This window comes from Rhodoferax sp. XS2R6 (assembly GCF_056521365.1).
The window spans coordinates 450,625-467,739 of record NZ_JBWMAY010000003.1 but is presented as its reverse complement, the minus strand read 5'-3'; the positions used below and the strand labels follow the sequence as shown (position 1 = coordinate 467,739).

Below are 17,115 nucleotides of genomic sequence, written 5' to 3'. Positions count from 1 at the left end.
GGCTGTCCGCTCAGCGCCCGCCCACCGCCACCTTGCCAAACACGGCCTGCGCCTCGCGCGGCAGGCTGCGCCAGTAGGTCGGGTGGGCCTGCACTTCACCATGCAGCGCGGCGGCGGCCTGCCAGCCCCAGCGGGGTTGGTACAAAAAGGCACGTGCCAGGCCCACCAGATCGGCCTCGCCACTTTGCAAAATCGCCTCGGCCTGGTGCGGGTCGGTGATCAGGCCCACGGCGATGGTCAGCAGGCCACTGGTCTCGCGGATCTGTCGGGCAAAGTCGACCTGGTAGTTGGGTCCCAGGGCAATCTTCTGTTGCGGTGACACGCCACCACTGGACACGTGGATGAAGTCGCAGCCCAGGGCCTTCAGGCGCTTGGCAAACTCGGCGCTCTGCTGCACGTCCCAGGCGCCTTCCACCCAGTCGCTGGCCGACAGGCGCAGGCCCAGCACGCCGTCATACACGGCCCGCACGGCGGCAAACACCTCCAGCGGAAAGCGGATGCGGTTCTCGAAGTTACCGCCGTAGGCATCCTTGCGCTGGTTGGCAATCGGCGACAAAAACTCATGCAGCAGGTAGCCGTGGGCGCTGTGGATCTCAATCACTTCCAGCCCCAAGCGGTCGGCACGTTGGGCGGCTTCCACAAACGCGTTCTTCACGCGCTCCATGCCCGCAGCGTCCAGCTCCGTGGGGGGTGCTTCGCCGGGCAACTGCGGCAACGCTGACGGGCCAAAGGTTTCCCAGCCACCCTCTTCTTTGGCCATCAGCTGGCCGCCTTCCCAGGGGATGTGGCTGGACGCCTTGCGCCCCGCGTGCGCCAGCTGGATGCATACCGGCACTTGCGGTGCCAGCTTGCGTGCACGCGCGAGCTTGTCGGCCAGGGCTGCTTCGGTGCGGTCGTCCCACAGGCCCAGGCAGGCCGGGGTGATGCGGCCTTCGGGCAGCACACCCGTGGCTTCGATCATGAACAGGCCGGCGCCGCTGTTGAGCAGGTTGGCCCAGTGCATCAGGTGCCAGTCGGTGGCTTCGCCGTTGACGGACTGGTATTGGCACATGGGCGCAATGACGATGCGGTTGGGCAAGGTGAGGCCGCCGCGGGGCGATGGCAGGGTGAGGGGGGTGAAAAGCAGGCTCATGCATAAAAGCATAGCCCATGGGTCAAATTCCGTGCGGTACCGCTCCGTAACGTCCCTCCGGCGCGGCCCGGTAAAATCGGGGGAGTTTCACCCTTCCCACCGTTTTCCAACCTTACCCCGGAGTTGCCCCGCATGGCCCCCACCCCCAACACCAAAGACATGGCAAATGCCATTCGCGCACTTGCCATGGACGCCGTCCAGCAAGCCAATTCCGGTCACCCCGGCGCCCCCATGGGCATGGCAGACATGGCCGTTGCGTTGTGGGGCGATCATCTGAGCCACAACCCGACCAACCCCAACTGGCTGAACCGCGACCGCTTCATCCTGTCCAACGGCCACGGCTCCATGCTGATCTACGCGTTGTTGCACCTGACCGGTTACAAGCTGCCCATCGCCGAGCTGAAGAACTTCCGCCAGTTGCACAGCAAGACCCCGGGCCACCCCGAATTCGGCTACACCCCCGGTGTGGAAACCACCACCGGCCCGCTGGGCCAGGGCATCACCAATGCCGTGGGTTTTGCGCTGGCAGAAAAGCTGCTGGCCACTGAATTCAACCGCGAAGGCCACACCGTGGTGGACCACCACACCTATGTCTTCATGGGCGACGGCTGCCTGATGGAAGGCATCAGCCACGAAGCCGCCGCCCTGGCTGGCGCCTGGAAGCTGGGCAAGCTGATTGCGCTGTACGACGACAACGGCATCTCCATCGACGGCCAGGTCGCACCCTGGTTCATCGACAACACCGCCCAGCGTTTTGTCGCCTACGGTTGGAACGTGATCGGCCCCGTGGACGGCCATGACGCCGCTGCTGTATCGGCTGCCATTGCCCAAGCCAAGGCCGGTACCGACAACCGCCCCACGCTGATCATCAGCAAGACCCACATCGGCAAGGGCAGCCCGAATCGCGCCAACACCTCCAAGGCCCACGGCGAACCCTTGGGTGCCGAAGAAATCAAACTCACGCGTGAAGCCATTGGCTGGAGCCACGCACCCTTCGTCATCCCGAAAGAGGTGTATGGCGACTGGGATGCCAAGGAAAAAGGCAAGGCCGCTGAGGCCGCCTGGAACGACAAGTTCGCCGCCTACAAGGCCGCCTTCCCCGAGCTGGCCAAAGAGCTGGTGCGCCGCATGAAGGGCGATCTGCCCAAGTCCTTTGTGCAAACCGCGGTGGACACCGTGATTGCCGCCCACCAAAAGGGCGAAACTGTGGCCAGCCGCAAGGCCAGCCAGTTGGCGCTGGAGTCTTTCACCGCTGCATTGCCCGAAATGCTGGGTGGCTCTGCCGACTTGACCGGCTCCAACCTCACCAACACCAAGAGCACCCCCAACCTGCGTTTTGACGCGTTGACCGGCGCTGTGGTGACCAACGAAGCCGGCCAGGGTGGCCGCCACATCAACTACGGCGTGCGCGAATTCGGCATGGCCGCCATCATGAACGGCGTGGCCCTGCACGGTGGTTTCATCCCCTACGGCGGCACCTTCCTCACCTTCAGCGACTACAGCCGTAACGCCATCCGTATGGCCGCGCTGATGAAGCTGCGCGTGGTGCACGTGTTCACGCACGACTCCATCGGTCTGGGCGAAGACGGCCCCACCCACCAGTCCATTGAACACGCTGCTTCTCTGCGCCTGATCCCCAACCTGGACGTATGGCGCCCTGCGGACACCGCAGAAACTGCCGTGGCCTGGACCGTGGCGTTGCAAAACAAGAGCAAGCCCACGGCATTGCTGCTGAGCCGCCAGAACATTGCCTACATCGCCAAAACAGACTCTGCCGTGTCGCCTGACGCCTCCGGTCTGGACGCCATCAGCAAGGGTGCCTACGTGTTGGCCGAGCCATCGGACGCCGGCCTCAAGAAAAAGGCCCAGGCTGTGATCATTGCCACAGGTTCCGAAGTGCAACTGGCCATTGCCGCCCAAAAGGTCTTGGCCGAGCGCAAGATCGCCGTGCGCGTGGTCTCCATGCCCTCCACCACCACCTTCGACTTGCAAAGCAGCGAGTACAAGTCGGCAGTGTTGCCAGCCGGCCTGCCGCGGGTGGCGGTCGAAATGGGCTCCACCGGTGGCTGGTGGAAGTACGGTACCGCCGCTGTTGTCGGTCTGGATACGTACGGTGAATCCGCGCCCGCACCGGTATTGTTCAAGCACTTTGGTTTCACCGCAGACAACGTGGCGGACACCGTTGAACAAGTGCTGCGCAAGTAAGTAATTCTGGTTTCTGTGTCCTACGACTTTTTTAGTGAAGTGAGAAGCAAATGACAATCAAGATTGGTATCAACGGCTTTGGCCGCATCGGCCGCATGGTGTTCCGTGCCGCCATCCAGAACTTCAACGACATCGAAATCGTTGGCATCAACGACCTGCTGGAGCCTGACTACCTGGCCTACATGCTGCAGTACGACAGCGTGCACGGCCGTTTCAAGGGCGACGTGTCGGTGGACAACGGTGTGTTGATCGTCAACGGCAAGAAGATCCGCCTGACGCAAGAGCGTGACCCCGCCAATCTGAAGTGGGCTGAGGTCGGTGCCGACATCGTGGTTGAATCCACCGGCCTGTTCCTAACCAAGGAAACTGCGCAGAAGCACATCGACGCAGGCGCCAAGAAGGTCATTTTGTCGGCGCCCTCCAAGGACGACACCCCCATGTTCGTCTACGGCGTGAACGACAAGACCTATGCGGGCCAAGCCATCATTTCCAACGCGTCGTGCACCACCAACTGCCTGGCCCCCCTGGCCAAGGTGATCAACGACAAGTTCGGCATCAAGCGCGGCCTGATGACCACCGTGCACGCTGCCACCGCCACGCAAAAAACCGTGGACGGTCCTTCCAACAAAGACTGGCGCGGTGGCCGCGGCATTCTGGAAAACATCATTCCTTCTTCCACCGGTGCAGCCAAGGCCGTGGGCGTGGTGATTCCTGAGCTGAACAAGAAGCTGACCGGCATGGCCTTCCGCGTGCCCACCAGCGATGTGTCGGTGGTTGACTTGACCGTCGAGCTGAACACCTCCGCCACCATTGCCGAAATCAACGCCGAGTTGAAGGCGCAATCCGAAGGCGCCTTGAAGGGCGTGCTGGGTTACACCGAAGACAAGGTGGTTGCCACCGACTTCCGTGGCGACAGCCGCACCTCCATCTACGACGCCGAAGCCTCCATCGCCCTGGACGGCACCTTCGTCAAGCTGGTGAGCTGGTACGACAACGAATGGGGTTACTCCAACAAGGTGTTGGAAATGGCCCGCGTTGTGGCGAAGTAAGCAACGATCCGTCACAATAAAAAACGCGCCTTCGGGCGCGTTTTTTATTGGTGATTAGCTATGCAAAGATTTACTTTCCTTCCCCATCTATTCCTTGCCCATTTCCACCCGGCATTTGTCGCAGTGCTGACCGGAGCATGGAGACTTGTGGACTAAACGTCTTTTCCAAGCGCTGCAGGTGCTCTACCAGCCACGCGATCATCGCTGGCCAGCTGGCGCGGTTGTGGCCGTCAAATGACTTTCCGCAACCGATGACAGAGATCTTCTTATCATCCATTCGCCGCCAGTTCAGTGGTTCGCCAAAGACACCATCTAGTTCTGCTCTATGGACATGCAGAAGATCAAACATCGCTTTGTTTTGCTCTGATGATGCGCGGTTGAGCTCAAACTGGACGCGGGCTTCGTCTTTGTTAAAGATCATGGCGTAATGCACGCCACTCAGCCCCGATCCGGTGGTCAGCCAATGGTCTCGACTGGGGGACTTGTTGGCATACAGATCGACTTTGGCTTGTTCCAAAGCTTCCAGCGCCTGATGCCAAAAATCGGTGCGTAGCAAATGACGCGGGACTTGGCTGCGTTCGGCGGATATTTCCTCGACTTCTTTTTCCGAGATACCGATCATTAACTCTTCTGCCTCGGGCAGAGGGATGAGCTGCTCCACGGTCAAGAACACATCTTTCCCGTCTTGAAAGGGCGTGGCTTTGAAGCATTTCACGAACACTCGATGCTTTAGCAACCAGAGCACTGTGGATGTGACTTCCTTGCGGAATTCCGCTGCAACCATGATGATGCGCTGATCATTGCCGGGGTTGAGCACCACTTCGGCGAAGTCTTCCTTGCCCAAAAACTCACAGATCTGCGCTTGGGCATCTTTGCCGGGATCGGTCTTATCCAAGTACTTTTGATACATCACTCCGATTTGGGTTTTTGACAAAGTAGAGCAGTACGACGCGTACTTGAGCGATTGCCAGACTACGTTGCGTCCTGAGTCGTCCAGTTTGTTTTCAATAACTACCAAAGCTCCCTGTTTGTCTAATGCCAGCAGGTCCAGTCGCTCGCGGGTATCGTCAAAACCGTCGAATTCTTTTTGCAGTATCAGCAACTCTTCGCCCAAAGCATCGGGCTGGTTGGCTAGCCATTCCTGCAAATGATTCCGTTCCGAAAACCCCAGCTCTGTGAACTTCATCTGCTTGATCTTTGTGATGCGGTTGCTCTGGTGATTGATTCGGTACATAGGGTGCGGCGGGTCTGCATGGGGAAAGAGGTGTGATCAATATACTGGAGGCATAGGAATTGACGGGTGGCTCTTGTTGTATGGCCCGTGAGGATGCTAGTTTTTCTACTGGCACTGCGCCCGCAGCGCCGGCAGGTCCAGGATTTCCAGCTCGCCGCGCTGGATGCGCACAATGTGTTGCGCCTTCAGCGCGTTGAGGATCTGGTTGGTGGTCTGGCGTGAGACGCCGATCATCAGCGCCAGTTCTTCCTGCGTGATGGCCAGCACGCGCCGGGTGCTGCCGTCATCAGCTCGCTGGCCGTAACCCTGGGCCATACCCACCAGGCGGCGTGCCAGGCGCAGCGGGGCGCTCAGCACGGTTTGTTCTTCCATGCTCACAAAGGCCATGCGCAGTTTGTCGGCCATCAGAACCGCCAGGTCGCGCCAGTGCTGGGGGTGCTGTTGTAACCAGGCCAGCAGTTCTTCGTGTGGCACTTGCAGCACCGTGCTGGGTTCGGCGGCATGGGCGTGGTGGGTGCGCACCGATCCGTCAAACACCGAAATTTCGCCAAACCACTGCGGCGGCGTCAGCACCACCAGCAGCGCCTCGCGTGCATCGTTGCGCTGCCCGCTCTGGCCCGAGATGCGGATGGCGCCCGCCACCAGCGCATACAGCCCACAGGGCGCACTGTCGCGCAAAAACAGGGCGTCACCGGTTTGCAGCGTGCGCAGCTTGGCCATCTGCAGCAGGGCCTGGGCAAATTCGGCAGGGAGCTGGGTGAACCAGCGCCCGGAGTTCAGCACCGGCAGATAACGGGACAGGTCGGTCATGGAGGGCAGGGCGTGGCCTAGTGGTTTGTACGGATGACGCGTCTTGTGTCGGCTACCCGACAGACGCAGGGCCGAGGCTAAGCGGATCATTGCGCTTCGTCAATCCAGAAGAATGAAGGAGAGCGCCATGAAAACCCTGACCGACCACCTCACGCAGTACGCGGCTTACCACCAGGACAGCCGCAACGTCGCCACCCACTTTGTCGGCATCCCCCTGATCGTGCTGGCCGTCACCATTTTGTTGTCACGCCCGCAGTGGCAGATGGGGGCGCTGCTGCTCAGCCCCGCGGTGCTGGCAGCGCTGGCCTCTAGCTGGTTTTATGCGCGCCTGGATGCGCGTTTTGGCATCGTCATGGCCCTGCTGCTGGCCGCTTCGCTGGCCGCCAGCCAGTGGTTTGCCGCCCAAAGCACCGGCCTGTGGTTGGGCTGGGGCGTGGGCCTGTTTGTTGTGGGCTGGGCGATCCAGTTTTTGGGCCACTACTACGAGGGCAAAAAACCCGCGTTTGTGGATGACCTGATGGGTTTGCTGGTCGGCCCGCTGTTTTTGGTGGCGGAGGCCGCGTTCCACTTCAATATGCGCACTGATGTGCGTGACGAAATCCAGCGCCGCCTGGGCGCCGTGGCCACCCCCACCGGTGTGGCGGCATGAGTTTTACCGCTGCGCTGCCCACGCTGTTGCTGATCGCGCTGGCCCTGGTCATGTTTGGCCTGGGCCTGTCCCTCTCGCTGGGTGATTTTGGCCGTCTGCGCGAGAACCCCAAGGCCGTGGCGCTGGCCCTGGCCATCCAGATGTTTTTGCTGCCCGGTGTGGCCTACCTGCTCATCGTGGCACTGAAGGTGGAGCCCGTGTTTGCCGTCGGCCTGATGCTGCTGGCGGCCTCGCCCGGTGGGGTGTCGGCCAACCTGTTCAGCCATTTGTTTGGCGGCAATGTGGCCATGAACATCTCGCTCACCGCCATCAACACCGTGCTTTCCATCGTGAGCCTGCCGCTGATTGCCAATTGGGCGATTGCCACGTTTGTGCAAACCGGCCAGGTGGTGCCGCTGCAGTTTGGCAAGGTGTTTGAGGTGGTGGGGGTCATCCTGGTGCCGGTCGCCATCGGCATGGTGGTGAGCAGTAAACGCCCGGCCTTTGCGCAGCGCATGGGCCAGCCCATGAAGGCCTTCAGCGCCCTGGTGCTGGCCACCTTCTCCATCATTGCCATCGCCAAGGAGTGGACGGCGCTGACCGCATCGTTCTCCAGTCTGGGGCCGGTGGTGCTGGCCTTCAACCTGCTGAGCCTGCTTTCGGGGTATTACCTGTCGCGCTGGGCCGGGCTGAACAAACCGATTGCCACGGCCGTGAGTTTCGAGATTGGCATCCACAACTCCACGTTGGCAATTTTTGTGGCGCTGTCGGTGCTGGCCAACTTCCAGCTCGCGTTGCCCGCGGCCATTTACTCGGTCAGCATGTACCTCACTGCCACGGCGTTCGGTTTTCTGGTGCTGCGCCGCCAAGCCGAGGCCTGAGCCAGGCCCTGGTGGGGCGGGTAAGCTAGGCGCTTTCCCGCTCCACCCTCTCCTTCTTCATGCACGCTGGCGTTGTTTACGCGGCCCTGGCCTACACGGCCTGGGGCCTGTTCCCCCTCTTCTTCAAACAGCTGGTCGCCGTCAATGCCTTCGAGGTGGTGATGCACCGCACCGTCTGGTCGCTGGTGTTTTTGCTGGGCGTGCTGGCAGTGCGCCAGCACTGGGCCTGGCTGGGCACGGTGTGGCGCACGCCACGGGTGTTGGGCGCCTTTGTGCTGTCGGCCCTGCTGCTGGCGGTTAACTGGTGCACCTACGTGTGGGCGGTGCAAAACGGCCATGTGCTGGACGCCAGCCTTGGTTACTTCATCTTGCCGTTGGTTAACGTCGCCTTGGGCTTTGTGTTTCTGCACGAGCGCCCGCGCCCCGGCCAGTGGCTGGCCGTGGCGGTAGCCGCAGCAGGCGTGCTGTGGCTCACCGTGCAGGCCGGGCGCCTGCCCTGGGTGGCGCTGGTGCTGGCTATCACCTTTGGCTTTTATGGCCTGCTGCGCAAGGTGGGTGCGCTAGGCGCACTCGAAGGCCTGACGCTGGAAACCCTGGTACTCAGCCCCGTGGCCGCGGGCTGCCTGCTCTGGTGGGGCTGGCATGGCCAGGGCGCGCTGGTGCAGGCGGACGGCGCCACCATCGGCTGGCTGCTGCTGGGCGGGCCGCTCACCGCCATCCCCTTGCTGCTGTTTGCCGCGGGGGCGCGGCGCGTCAGCATGTCCACCATGGGCATCCTGCAGTACATCTCGCCCACCTTGCAGCTGCTGTTGGGTGTGTGGCTGTTTGGCGAGGTGTTTGAACCCGCGCGCGCCCTGGGTTTTGGCCTGATCTGGGCGGCGCTGGGGGTTTACAGCCTGGAGGGCTGGTGGACCAGTCGGCGCTAATTAAAGCCAAATTGGCCTCTAAGGCTGGTAGATACTGCGCAAACAGCTACTAAATGCATAGCAAATTACGGTAATTCTGTCTGCGCTTGGTCGTAGTTGGCCTGCCACTGGCGGCGGATGTGTTCGGTGGCCGCGCTCTCCTGGCCCAGCAGGCGGGCACTCTCCAGCAGCGCCCCTATCACCCGGGGTTCGGGGGAGTAGTGCAGCGCCTGCAGGGCATCGGCGTACAACGCGGCGGCGTTTTCGGGGGCGGGGCTGGTGGTGGTGACGCGGGCAAACCGCACCATGTCGCGGAACAGCCAGGAGGTTTCCACCTTGACCAGGGTGTCGTCGCGGTAGGCCTCGGCCCGGTAGCTCTGGGGCAAGAAGAGTTGGCCCACGCGCCAGTAGTCCCAGCCCGTATAGGCCACCACGGCCAGCATTCCGGTGGCGGCCAGCAGGCTCAGCGGCAGCTGCGCGGTGTCACGGGGCGCTGCGGGGGCGTTCCGCCGGGTGCGCCACAGCAGCCACAGGCACAGCAGCGTGGCCAGCTGGAAGGGCCCGTACCACAGTGGGTACTCCAGCAGGCTGTGCAGCACGATGGTGGCCAGGCCAGCCCAGGCCATTTGCCGTGCGGGGGCGGTGTCGCGCCAGGGCCGGGCCCACACCACGGCGGCCAATGCGCCGCCACACAGCAGCAGCGCGGCGGGCACGCCCAGCTCCACGGCCAGGTGCAGCGGCAGGTGGTGGGCGTTGTCCAGCAGTTCACAAAAACGTTCGCCTGGGTAGGGGGTGATGAAGTGCGCAAACTTGAGCTCACCCCAGCCCCAACCCAGCCAGGGTTGGTGGGCGATCAGCTCCAGCACATTGCGCCACAGAATGGTGCGACTCCCGCAGCCCGAGCTTTCCTGAAACCGTTGCAGTGCACTGGCGCCAGCGCTGGCTTGGCCGGTGCTGGCCTGCAAGCCCAAGGGCAGCGCCCAGGCTGCCAGCAGGTACAGGCCCGCGGCCACCAGGGTCCAGCGCCATAGGCTGCGCTGCCCGTGGCGCCCCCACACCCAGGCCAGTGCCAGCAGTCCCAGCCACTGCAGCACGCCGGTGCGTGAGCTGCTGGCCGCGTTGCCCAGTGCCAGCAGCGCGATGGCCAGCAGCACCCAGAGCCGGTGCTGGGGGCCTGGCGTGGGTGCCTCGTCCGCATGCACCGCCACCAGGTAGAGCAAGGCCACCAGGCCCAAGGACGTGAGCGACGCAAACTGGTTGCGCTGGCGCAGGTTGGCATAGGCTTGGCCTGGTGTGGATGCGCTGATCCAGCCGTCAAACACCAGCCCTTCTGCGCCAAAGTACTGCAACACGCCTGCCCCTGCACTCAGCAGTGCGCCCCCCAGCCAGCCCCAGGCCAGCGTGTGCGCCAGTGCGCGCGCGTCCACACGCGGCCCATATCCCACCCATGCCACCAGCAGCACGGCGCCGCAGCCCACGGACAGCAGGCGCTGCACCATCTCGGGGTTGGGGCCCCAGGTCATGGGGCTTAACCAAGGCGCCACCATGGCCAGGGTGGTGGCCAGGGCCCACACGGCCAGCCCCAGCGGCCCCAAGGGTGGGGTGTGCCAGTAGGGCCTAGTCACGGGCCCAGCAGTTGTGTTCGGTGCGCACCTCGTTGTGCACCCAGTATTCGTTGCCGCCGGTAAGCGTAAACACCCCACCCAGGCTGCCCGCCTGGGCCAGGCGGTAACCGCTGCCCAGCGCTTGTGCACAGGCGGCATCAGCCGCGCTGCGGGTGCTGAACTGGTTGCCTCGCACATCGTCGGGTGTGGCGCGCACATCCTGGTAGCCGCTGTTGCCCTCGGTCACCTGCTTGGCGCAAGCCAGGGGGCGCGGGGTCACACAGCTTTGGGGCTGCACACACTGAAAACCGCAGCCGTTGAGGTCTTGCGCGGTGGCCGGCACCACCACCACACTGCCGGTGGGTGTGCCCGCCGCCAGTGCTGTGCCAGACGCAGTTTGCACTGGCGGCAGCGTGGCCAGCACCTGCGCATTGGCGTCTAGCTGCGCCGCCACATCGGCCACCGACTTCAGCACCTCGGCCCGGCAAAAACGCCCCACGTGCACCGGCGAGGTGTCGCTCACGCAGTCATAAAAAATGCCCGTGGCGCTGCGCACAATCGGCACATAACGCAGCCGCACGGCACGGCCCTCCACCTTGGCATCCAGCGTTACCAGCAGGGTGCTGTCGGCTTGCAGGGCCCAGGTTTTTACGCCGCTTTGGGGGGGCACTTCGGGCAACACCAGGTCACCACTGGCCGCCGCCTGTTGCTGCTTCAAAAAATACGCATGCAGCGGCCGCATCAGCGCCGCCGCATCATTGCCCGCCCAGGCCTCGTAACGCTCCAGGTTGATACGCGCCGTCTCGCTCCCCAGGCGCGACCAGCTGAAAAAAATCAGCAGTGGCACGGCCACGGCCAGCAGCAAACCCCATCCACGCATGCGCGACATGGCTAGGCCTTGTTAAACAGCGGGTGCAGCGTGCTGTGTTTGCCGTCAAACACCTCATGCCCTTCGTCGATCTGCAGCGTGATGCCCAGCGGCTTCTGGGCCAGCAGCGTGGCAAAGTGCGCGCCCACGGCCGCGGTGAGTGCGTCACCCATCTGCTTTTGCAGCGCCGCGCTGCGCCCGCGCGCAATGCGCAGGTTCAGGTAAACAAAACCGTAGTCGCCTTTGCCGTCGGCCACTGCGCTGTGCGCCGCCGGGTAGGCCAGCACGCGCACGCCACCGGTGGGGAACACCTGTTTGCCGGTCTCGTCGCGCTGCGCCAGCATGGTGTCGGCCATGGTGCGGCACAGGGCGGACATATCGCTCTCGCGGTCCAGGTTGGCGGTGTACAGAATGACCAGGTGGGGCATGGCAGGTTCCTTGGGGGGAGATCGGTTTATACAAGAAATAGGCCGCTAGCCCACGTTCTGTATGCGCAAGAAGCTATTGTATTAATAGCAATCTTGGCCGCTTAACCCGCCGTCGCCATGCGCAGCCGGCGCGCCGCGTCTTCGGCGCGTGCATCGTCAATCTCGCGCAACACGCCTGCCATGTCCACATCGGCATGGGCGCGTTCGTAGTGGCCGGTCAGCACCGTCTCGTTGCTCAGCAGGCCGCCCTGGTACAGGCTCCAGATCTCGGGGCCGTAGTCGGTGGTCAAGAGGGCGGGGGCAAACTGGCCAAAGAAGTCGCGCAGGTTGGCCACGTCCCGCATCAGCATGCGCTGCGCGTGGTTGTTGCCCGCGGCGTCCACGGCCTGCGGCAGGTCAATGATCACCGGAAAGTCCACGCCATCAGCGTTGGCGAGAAGGATGTTGAACTCCGACAAATCCCCATGCACCACGCCCGCACACACCATGCGCACCACCTCGGCCACCAGCGTGGCGTGGTGTTGCAGCGCTTGGGCTTCGGTAAATGCGACATCGTTCAGACGCGGGGCGGCGTCGCCGTTCGCATCGGTCACCAGCTCCATCAGCAACACACCGTCGTGAAAATTGATCGGCTGTGGCACACGCACACCAGCCGCGGCCAGGCGGTACAACGCGTCCACCTCGGCGCTTTGCCACGCAGCCTCTTGCTCTTGCCGGCCAAACTTGCTGCCCTTGGCCATGGCGCGGGCCGAGCGCGAGTTCTTCACCTTGCGGTTCTCGGTGTAGTCCACCGCCTGGCGGAAGCTGCGGTTGTTGGCCTCTTTGTAGATCTTGGCGCACAGCGTTTGCTCGCCCGCGCGCACCACAAACACCATGGCTTCCTTGCCGCTCATGAGCTGGCGCACCACGGTGTCGATCAGGCCCTCTTCAACAAGGGACTGCAGTCTGGGGGGAGCTTTCATGGCCTGCCGTGCTTAACGGCGCGGCAGCGACCAGCCGGCTTGCTGGTTGGCCTTGTTGTTCTCGTAGTCCCAGATGGAGCCGCAGCGGTCGCAGCGGTAACGCGTCACCGTCACAAAACGGCCAGCGCGCTCTTCCTTGCGGTTGTCGCCCTGCACCAGTTCGGCGTGGCCAGGGGCGCGGCGCCAGTTGCGCTGGATACCGCGGCAGGGTTCGCACAGGGCGGCTTCTCGTGCCAATTCGGCGGCTTTGTAGTTGTCGGTCATGGGGAGATTGTCGCCGCTGCGGGCCGCAGCCCCTCTGTAGTGCTGTGCAGACTGATACAGCGCAGCACTGCACCACCCTGCCTGTGCAGCGCGGCGGCCCGGGCCGCTTCTACATTGGAGGCCACTTTTGCTGGAGCCCGCCCATGTGGACCGACCTACTGCCCCTGATGACCTACTGCTTTGTGATGTCCAGCACGCCCGGGCCCAACAACCTGATGTTGGCCACCTCGGGCGCGCTGTTTGGCTATCGCCGCGCGCTGCCGCAAATCTTTGGCCAGGTGAGCGGGGTGGCGGTGCAGACCTATGTCACCTGCCTGGGGCTGGGCAGCCTGTTCGTGGCCTTCCCGGTGCTGCACCAGATTCTGCGCATCACCGGCGCCGTGTACCTGATCTATCTGGCCTGGAAACTCTGCGCCAGCTCCATCGGCGAGGCACAGGCTGCCAAGCCGCTGAGCTTTGCGCAGGCCGCCCTGTTCCAGGCGGTCAACCCCAAGAGCTGGGTGCGGGCGATCACGCTGGCCACGGTGTTCATGCCGGCGGGTTTGAGTGCACCTATGGGCGCGCTGGTGGTTGCCGTCGTGGGCGCAGTGATCGGCATTCCCAGCGTCTCGATGTGGGCGCTGTTTGGGGTGGCCATCCGCCGCCTGCTGACCGACCCGCGCAAGCAGCGCATCTTCAACCTCAGCATGGGTGCCATGTTGGTGGTGCTGGCGATCAGCTTTCTGCGCTAACCTTGCTTCATGTTTCCCTTAGACCGCAACGCGCCCACGCCGCTCAGCGACCAGATTGAGCTGGGTCTGCGCGGGCGGATCAGCGGCGGCCAGCTGCCCGCTGCGGCGCGCCTGCCGTCCATCCGCCAGTTGGCCGGGCAGTTTGCAGTCAGCCCCAACACCGTGGTGGTGGCCTATGACCGGTTGATGGCGCTGGGCCTGATCGAGTCGCGCGGCACGGCCGGTTACTTTGTGCGCGAGACGCGCCCGGCCAGCCCCATGCCCGATGCGGCGGCGCTGGAAGCCGGGGAAGAACAAGATGGCGTGTGGTTTGCCCAGCAGGCCAATGACCAGCGCGCCGGTGTGCTGCTGGCCAGCAGTGGCGCGCTGCCGCCGTCGTGGCTGCAAGACGCCGTGCCCGCCACCGTGGTGCAGCGCGGCCTGGCACGTGCCAGCGCCGGCATGGCCTCGCGCTGCCCGCCGCAGGGCCTGCCCGATTTGCGCGAGCGCATCGCCATGGTCTTGCGCGGTGTGGGCATTGCGGTGGACGCGGGCCGTATCCTCACCACGTTGGGCGGCACGCACGCCATTGACCTGATTTGCCGCGCCTTCTTGCAGCCCGGCGACACCGTGCTGGTCGAAGACCCCGGCTACTTTTTGATGTTTGAGCGCCTGCGCAAAGACGGCATCCGCGCCATCCCCATCCGGCGCAACCCCGATGGCCTGGACCTGGCGCAACTGGAAGTTGCCTGCCGCGAACACCACCCGCGCCTGCTGTTCATCCAGACCGTGCTGCACAACCCCACCGGTTGGAGCAGCACCGCCGCCAACCTGCACAAGGTGCTGATGCTGGCGCAGCAATATGGGTTTTTGATTGCCGAGGACGATGTGCACGGCCACTTTCACCCCGGCCATGCCACGCGCCTGGCCAGCCTGTCGGGGTTGGACCGCGTCATCTACTACTCCAGCTTCTGCAAGGCCCTGAGCCCCGCGCTGCGCATGGGCTACATGGCGGCCGAGCCGGTGCTGCTCAAAGCGCTGATGCGCGAAAAGATCTGCTCGGTATTGACCGGCCCCGCGCTCAACGAATATGTGCTGCTGGAGGTGCTGGCCGCCGGGCGCTGGCGCAAGCACCTGGACCGCCTGAACGCCAAACTGCTGGCCGCCCGCCACGCCAGCGCGCGGCAGCTGACAGACGCCGGCCTGCAGCTGGACCATCCCGGTGAAGGCGGCCTGTTTTTATGGGCCACGGTGCCCGGCGATATTGACCTGACCCTGCTGGTACAAGACGCTTACCGCAACAAGATTGTGCTGATGCGCGGCGCCACCTTCAGCGCCAACAACCAGGCCGATGCCCACATCCGCTTCAACGTGGCCTTCAGCCAGCAGCCCCGTTTGGCGGACTATTTGCGCGAGCGCTTGCAGTCGCTGGCGGGTGCCCGTGCGGCGCTGGCCCGGGTGGGCACGCCGGGGCAGCTCAGTCCTGCGTCTGCCCCATCACAGCCGTAAGGCGCTGCACCGCCATCTCCACAAACGCCGTCACCGCGCGCGGCACATGGCGGCGGCTGGGGTAGACCACGTACATGCCGGCCGGCGCGCTGGCCACGTCGGGCAGCACCTCCACCAGCGCGCCGCTGCGCAGGCTGTCCTGCAGCGCGGTGATGGGCAGCAGGCAAATCCCCAGGCCCGCCTCGGCCGCCTTGCGCTGCGCCTGGCCGGTGCTGGCGCCCAGCCGGCCGTGCACGGCCACCTGCACCGGGCCCTTGGGGCCGTTCAGGTTCCAGGTGCCGTGGCCACCGGTGTGCGCGGGGCAGATGCAGTCGTGTGCCGCCAGGTCGGCGATGGTCTGCGGTGTGCCGCGCGCCGCCAGGTAGGCCGGGCTGGCGGCCAGCGCCAGGTAGCTGCTGACCAGCTTGCGCGCCACCAGGCTCGAATCCGGCAGCTCGCCGCTGCCGCGAAACGCCACGTCAATACCCTCGCCCACCACATCGGCCATGCCGTCGCTCAGCACAAACTCCAGCTGCACCGCCGGGTGTGTGGCCAGAAACGCGGCCACCCAGTCCATCGCAAAGTAGTCAAAAAAGCCCGAGGGCGCGGCCACGCGCACGTGGCCTTTGGGCGCCTGGTCGTTGCTGGCCAATGCGCTGGCTGCGTCCTGCAGCGTGGCGATATGCGCCGCGCTCTGGTCAAACAGCGTGCGGCCCGCGTCGGTCAGCGTCAGTTTGCGCGTGGTGCGCTGTAGCAGCCGCGCCTGCAGGCTGTCCTCCAGCTGCGCCACCTGGCGGCTCAGCGTGGTGGGTGGCATACCCAGCCGCCGCGCCGCAGCGGCAAAACTCCCGGCTTGCACTACCTGCACAAACAGCGCCATCTGGTTCAGGTCCAGCATCACACTCCTATCAAAAACGGCATAGTGAATGTCAATTGTGGCGTCTACACAAGTAATGGGGCAAGCCCTAACCTACAGACATCGCTTGATGCATCGTTTGAGGAGATCACCATGTCTGCAGCCGCCACCGCCGAAGTTACTGTCCAACAACGCCCCATCGTCCACCGCACGCGCGGTAGCAGCCATGGCGCCATCACGCGCCTGGTCAGCCCTGGCGACCTGGGCGAGGTGCTCAAGCCTTTTATCTTTCTGGACCGCTTTGAAGTGCCCGCCGGTGGCCAGCCGCCCCGCTTTGGCATGCACCCGCACTCGGGCATCGCCACGCTCACTTATTTGATGAGCGGTCAGACCGCCTACGAAGACACCACCGGCGAACACGGCGCGCGCGGCGTGCTGCCCAATGGTGGCGTGGAATGGATGATGGCCGGTGGTGGCGTGTGGCACACCGGTGCGCCTGAGAACACCGAACGCGTGCTGGGCTTCCAGCTCTGGGTGGCCATGCCGCCCGAACTTGAGCTGGCCGAGGCGCACAGCATCTACCTGGGCCCCGAAGGCGTGCCCCACGCCGGCCCGGCCCGTGTGCTGCTGGGCACGTATGGCGGCCAGACCAGCCCCATCCCCGCACCGTCCAACATGACCTACCTGGGTGTGCACCTGCAGGCCGGTGAAACCTGGCGCTTTGTGCCGCCCGCCGGCCACACCGTGGCCTGGGCCGCCGTGGGCGAAGGCGTGCTGACCGCCCCCGTCGCACTGCGCACGGGTGATCTGGCCGTGTTTGACGACGCGGGTGGTGCCATCGAATTCGAGGCACAAACGGACACGGCCTTCGTGCTCGGCTCGGGTGTGCAACATCCGCACGAGCTGTTCATGGGGAACTACTCGGTGCACACCAGCGCAGCCGCGCTGCAGCGCGGCGAGGCCGGCATCCGCGAGCGCGCGCAGCTGCTGCGCCAGCAAGGGCGCATGTAAGGCTCGGCTGCAGGGCCGGTGAGCTATGGTGTTGTCTTGAGTGCTGTGTAAAAATACAGTATTCAAAGCCCACCCCCAAG

Annotated in this window: 17 protein-coding genes; 8 read left to right on the top strand and 9 right to left on the bottom strand. The window is 64.1% G+C overall.

The window, feature by feature from the left end; all coding sequences use genetic code 11:
* Nucleotides 1-10: 10 nt before the first annotated feature.
* Nucleotides 11-1,132, bottom strand: a complete 1,122-nt coding sequence (locus AC097A_RS13670) for an NADH:flavin oxidoreductase/NADH oxidase (protein WP_105260314.1) — start codon at nt 1,130-1,132, stop codon at nt 11-13.
* Between the two features lie 132 nt (nt 1,133-1,264).
* On the opposite strand from AC097A_RS13670, the gene tkt reads away from it, so the two are divergent.
* Both tkt and gap read left to right on the top strand, forming a co-directional pair.
* A complete protein-coding gene (tkt, locus tag AC097A_RS13665; RefSeq protein ID WP_479621265.1) occupies nt 1,265-3,337 on the top strand; it encodes a transketolase in 2,073 nt (690 codons plus the stop codon).
* Nucleotides 3,338-3,387: 50 nt separating this feature from the next.
* Nucleotides 3,388-4,386, top strand: coding sequence for a type I glyceraldehyde-3-phosphate dehydrogenase (gene gap / locus AC097A_RS13660; protein ID WP_479621264.1), 999 nt, complete (start codon nt 3,388-3,390; stop codon nt 4,384-4,386).
* A gap of 70 nt (nt 4,387-4,456) precedes the next feature.
* Here gap and AC097A_RS13655 read toward each other — a convergent pair whose 3' ends face one another.
* Nucleotides 4,457-5,620, bottom strand: a complete 1,164-nt coding sequence (locus AC097A_RS13655) for a DUF4268 domain-containing protein (protein ID WP_479621263.1) — start codon at nt 5,618-5,620, stop codon at nt 4,457-4,459.
* Between the two features lie 105 nt (nt 5,621-5,725).
* Nucleotides 5,726-6,430: a Crp/Fnr family transcriptional regulator gene (locus AC097A_RS13650; protein ID WP_479621262.1), complete on the bottom strand. Its 705-nt coding sequence runs from the start codon at nt 6,428-6,430 to the stop codon at nt 5,726-5,728.
* A gap of 127 nt (nt 6,431-6,557) precedes the next feature.
* On the opposite strand from AC097A_RS13650, the gene AC097A_RS13645 reads away from it, so the two are divergent.
* The 3 genes from AC097A_RS13645 to rarD are packed head-to-tail and all read left to right on the top strand — an operon-like array spanning nt 6,558 to nt 8,865.
* Nucleotides 6,558-7,079: an Mpo1 family 2-hydroxy fatty acid dioxygenase gene (locus AC097A_RS13645; protein WP_479621261.1), complete on the top strand. Its 522-nt coding sequence runs from the start codon at nt 6,558-6,560 to the stop codon at nt 7,077-7,079.
* Complete coding sequence (locus AC097A_RS13640; RefSeq protein WP_479621260.1) at nt 7,076-7,939, top strand: bile acid:sodium symporter family protein; 864 nt, start codon at nt 7,076-7,078, stop codon at nt 7,937-7,939. Before AC097A_RS13645 ends, AC097A_RS13640 begins: the two co-directional genes overlap by 4 nt.
* 59 nt (nt 7,940-7,998) lie before the next feature.
* Nucleotides 7,999-8,865 (top strand): EamA family transporter RarD, encoded by an 867-nt coding sequence (gene rarD / locus AC097A_RS13635; protein WP_479621259.1) that lies wholly within the window; start codon nt 7,999-8,001, stop codon nt 8,863-8,865.
* 65 nt (nt 8,866-8,930) lie between these two features.
* Here rarD and AC097A_RS13630 read toward each other — a convergent pair whose 3' ends face one another.
* From AC097A_RS13630 to AC097A_RS13610, 5 genes are all read right to left on the bottom strand, one after another.
* Nucleotides 8,931-10,469, bottom strand: a complete 1,539-nt coding sequence (locus AC097A_RS13630; RefSeq protein ID WP_479621258.1) for a PglL family O-oligosaccharyltransferase — start codon at nt 10,467-10,469, stop codon at nt 8,931-8,933.
* Nucleotides 10,462-11,337, bottom strand: a complete 876-nt coding sequence (locus AC097A_RS13625) for a hypothetical protein (RefSeq protein ID WP_479621257.1) — start codon at nt 11,335-11,337, stop codon at nt 10,462-10,464. The genes AC097A_RS13630 and AC097A_RS13625 overlap by 8 nt, the downstream gene beginning before the upstream one ends.
* A gap of 2 nt (nt 11,338-11,339) precedes the next feature.
* On the bottom strand, nt 11,340-11,744 hold the full coding sequence (locus AC097A_RS13620) for a 5-carboxymethyl-2-hydroxymuconate Delta-isomerase (protein WP_105262902.1): 405 nt from the start codon (nt 11,742-11,744) through the stop codon (nt 11,340-11,342).
* 101 nt (nt 11,745-11,845) lie between these two features.
* Entirely contained in the window at nt 11,846-12,706 is an 861-nt protein-coding gene (locus AC097A_RS13615; protein ID WP_315480212.1) for a PA4780 family RIO1-like protein kinase, read from the bottom strand.
* A 12-nt stretch (nt 12,707-12,718) separates the two neighbouring features.
* The gene (locus AC097A_RS13610) at nt 12,719-12,970 is read right to left on the bottom strand and encodes a hypothetical protein (RefSeq protein WP_479621256.1); all 252 of its coding nucleotides are present in this window, start codon (nt 12,968-12,970) and stop codon (nt 12,719-12,721) included.
* A 44-nt stretch (nt 12,971-13,014) separates the two neighbouring features.
* On the opposite strand from AC097A_RS13610, the gene AC097A_RS13605 reads away from it, so the two are divergent.
* Complete coding sequence (locus AC097A_RS13605) at nt 13,015-13,701, top strand: LysE family translocator (protein ID WP_479621255.1); 687 nt, start codon at nt 13,015-13,017, stop codon at nt 13,699-13,701.
* A gap of 9 nt (nt 13,702-13,710) precedes the next feature.
* On the top strand, nt 13,711-15,189 hold the full coding sequence (locus AC097A_RS13600) for an aminotransferase-like domain-containing protein (protein ID WP_479621254.1): 1,479 nt from the start codon (nt 13,711-13,713) through the stop codon (nt 15,187-15,189).
* On the opposite strand, the gene AC097A_RS13595 is transcribed toward AC097A_RS13600, so the two are convergent.
* On the bottom strand, nt 15,158-16,066 hold the full coding sequence (locus AC097A_RS13595; RefSeq protein ID WP_479621253.1) for a LysR family transcriptional regulator: 909 nt from the start codon (nt 16,064-16,066) through the stop codon (nt 15,158-15,160). The genes AC097A_RS13600 and AC097A_RS13595 overlap by 32 nt on opposite strands.
* Nucleotides 16,067-16,177: 111 nt before the next feature.
* Here AC097A_RS13595 and AC097A_RS13590 point away from each other — a divergent pair, with 111 nt between their 5' ends.
* Nucleotides 16,178-17,035, top strand: a complete 858-nt coding sequence (locus tag AC097A_RS13590; protein ID WP_479621252.1) for a pirin family protein — start codon at nt 16,178-16,180, stop codon at nt 17,033-17,035.
* Nucleotides 17,036-17,115: the final 80 nt, after the last annotated feature.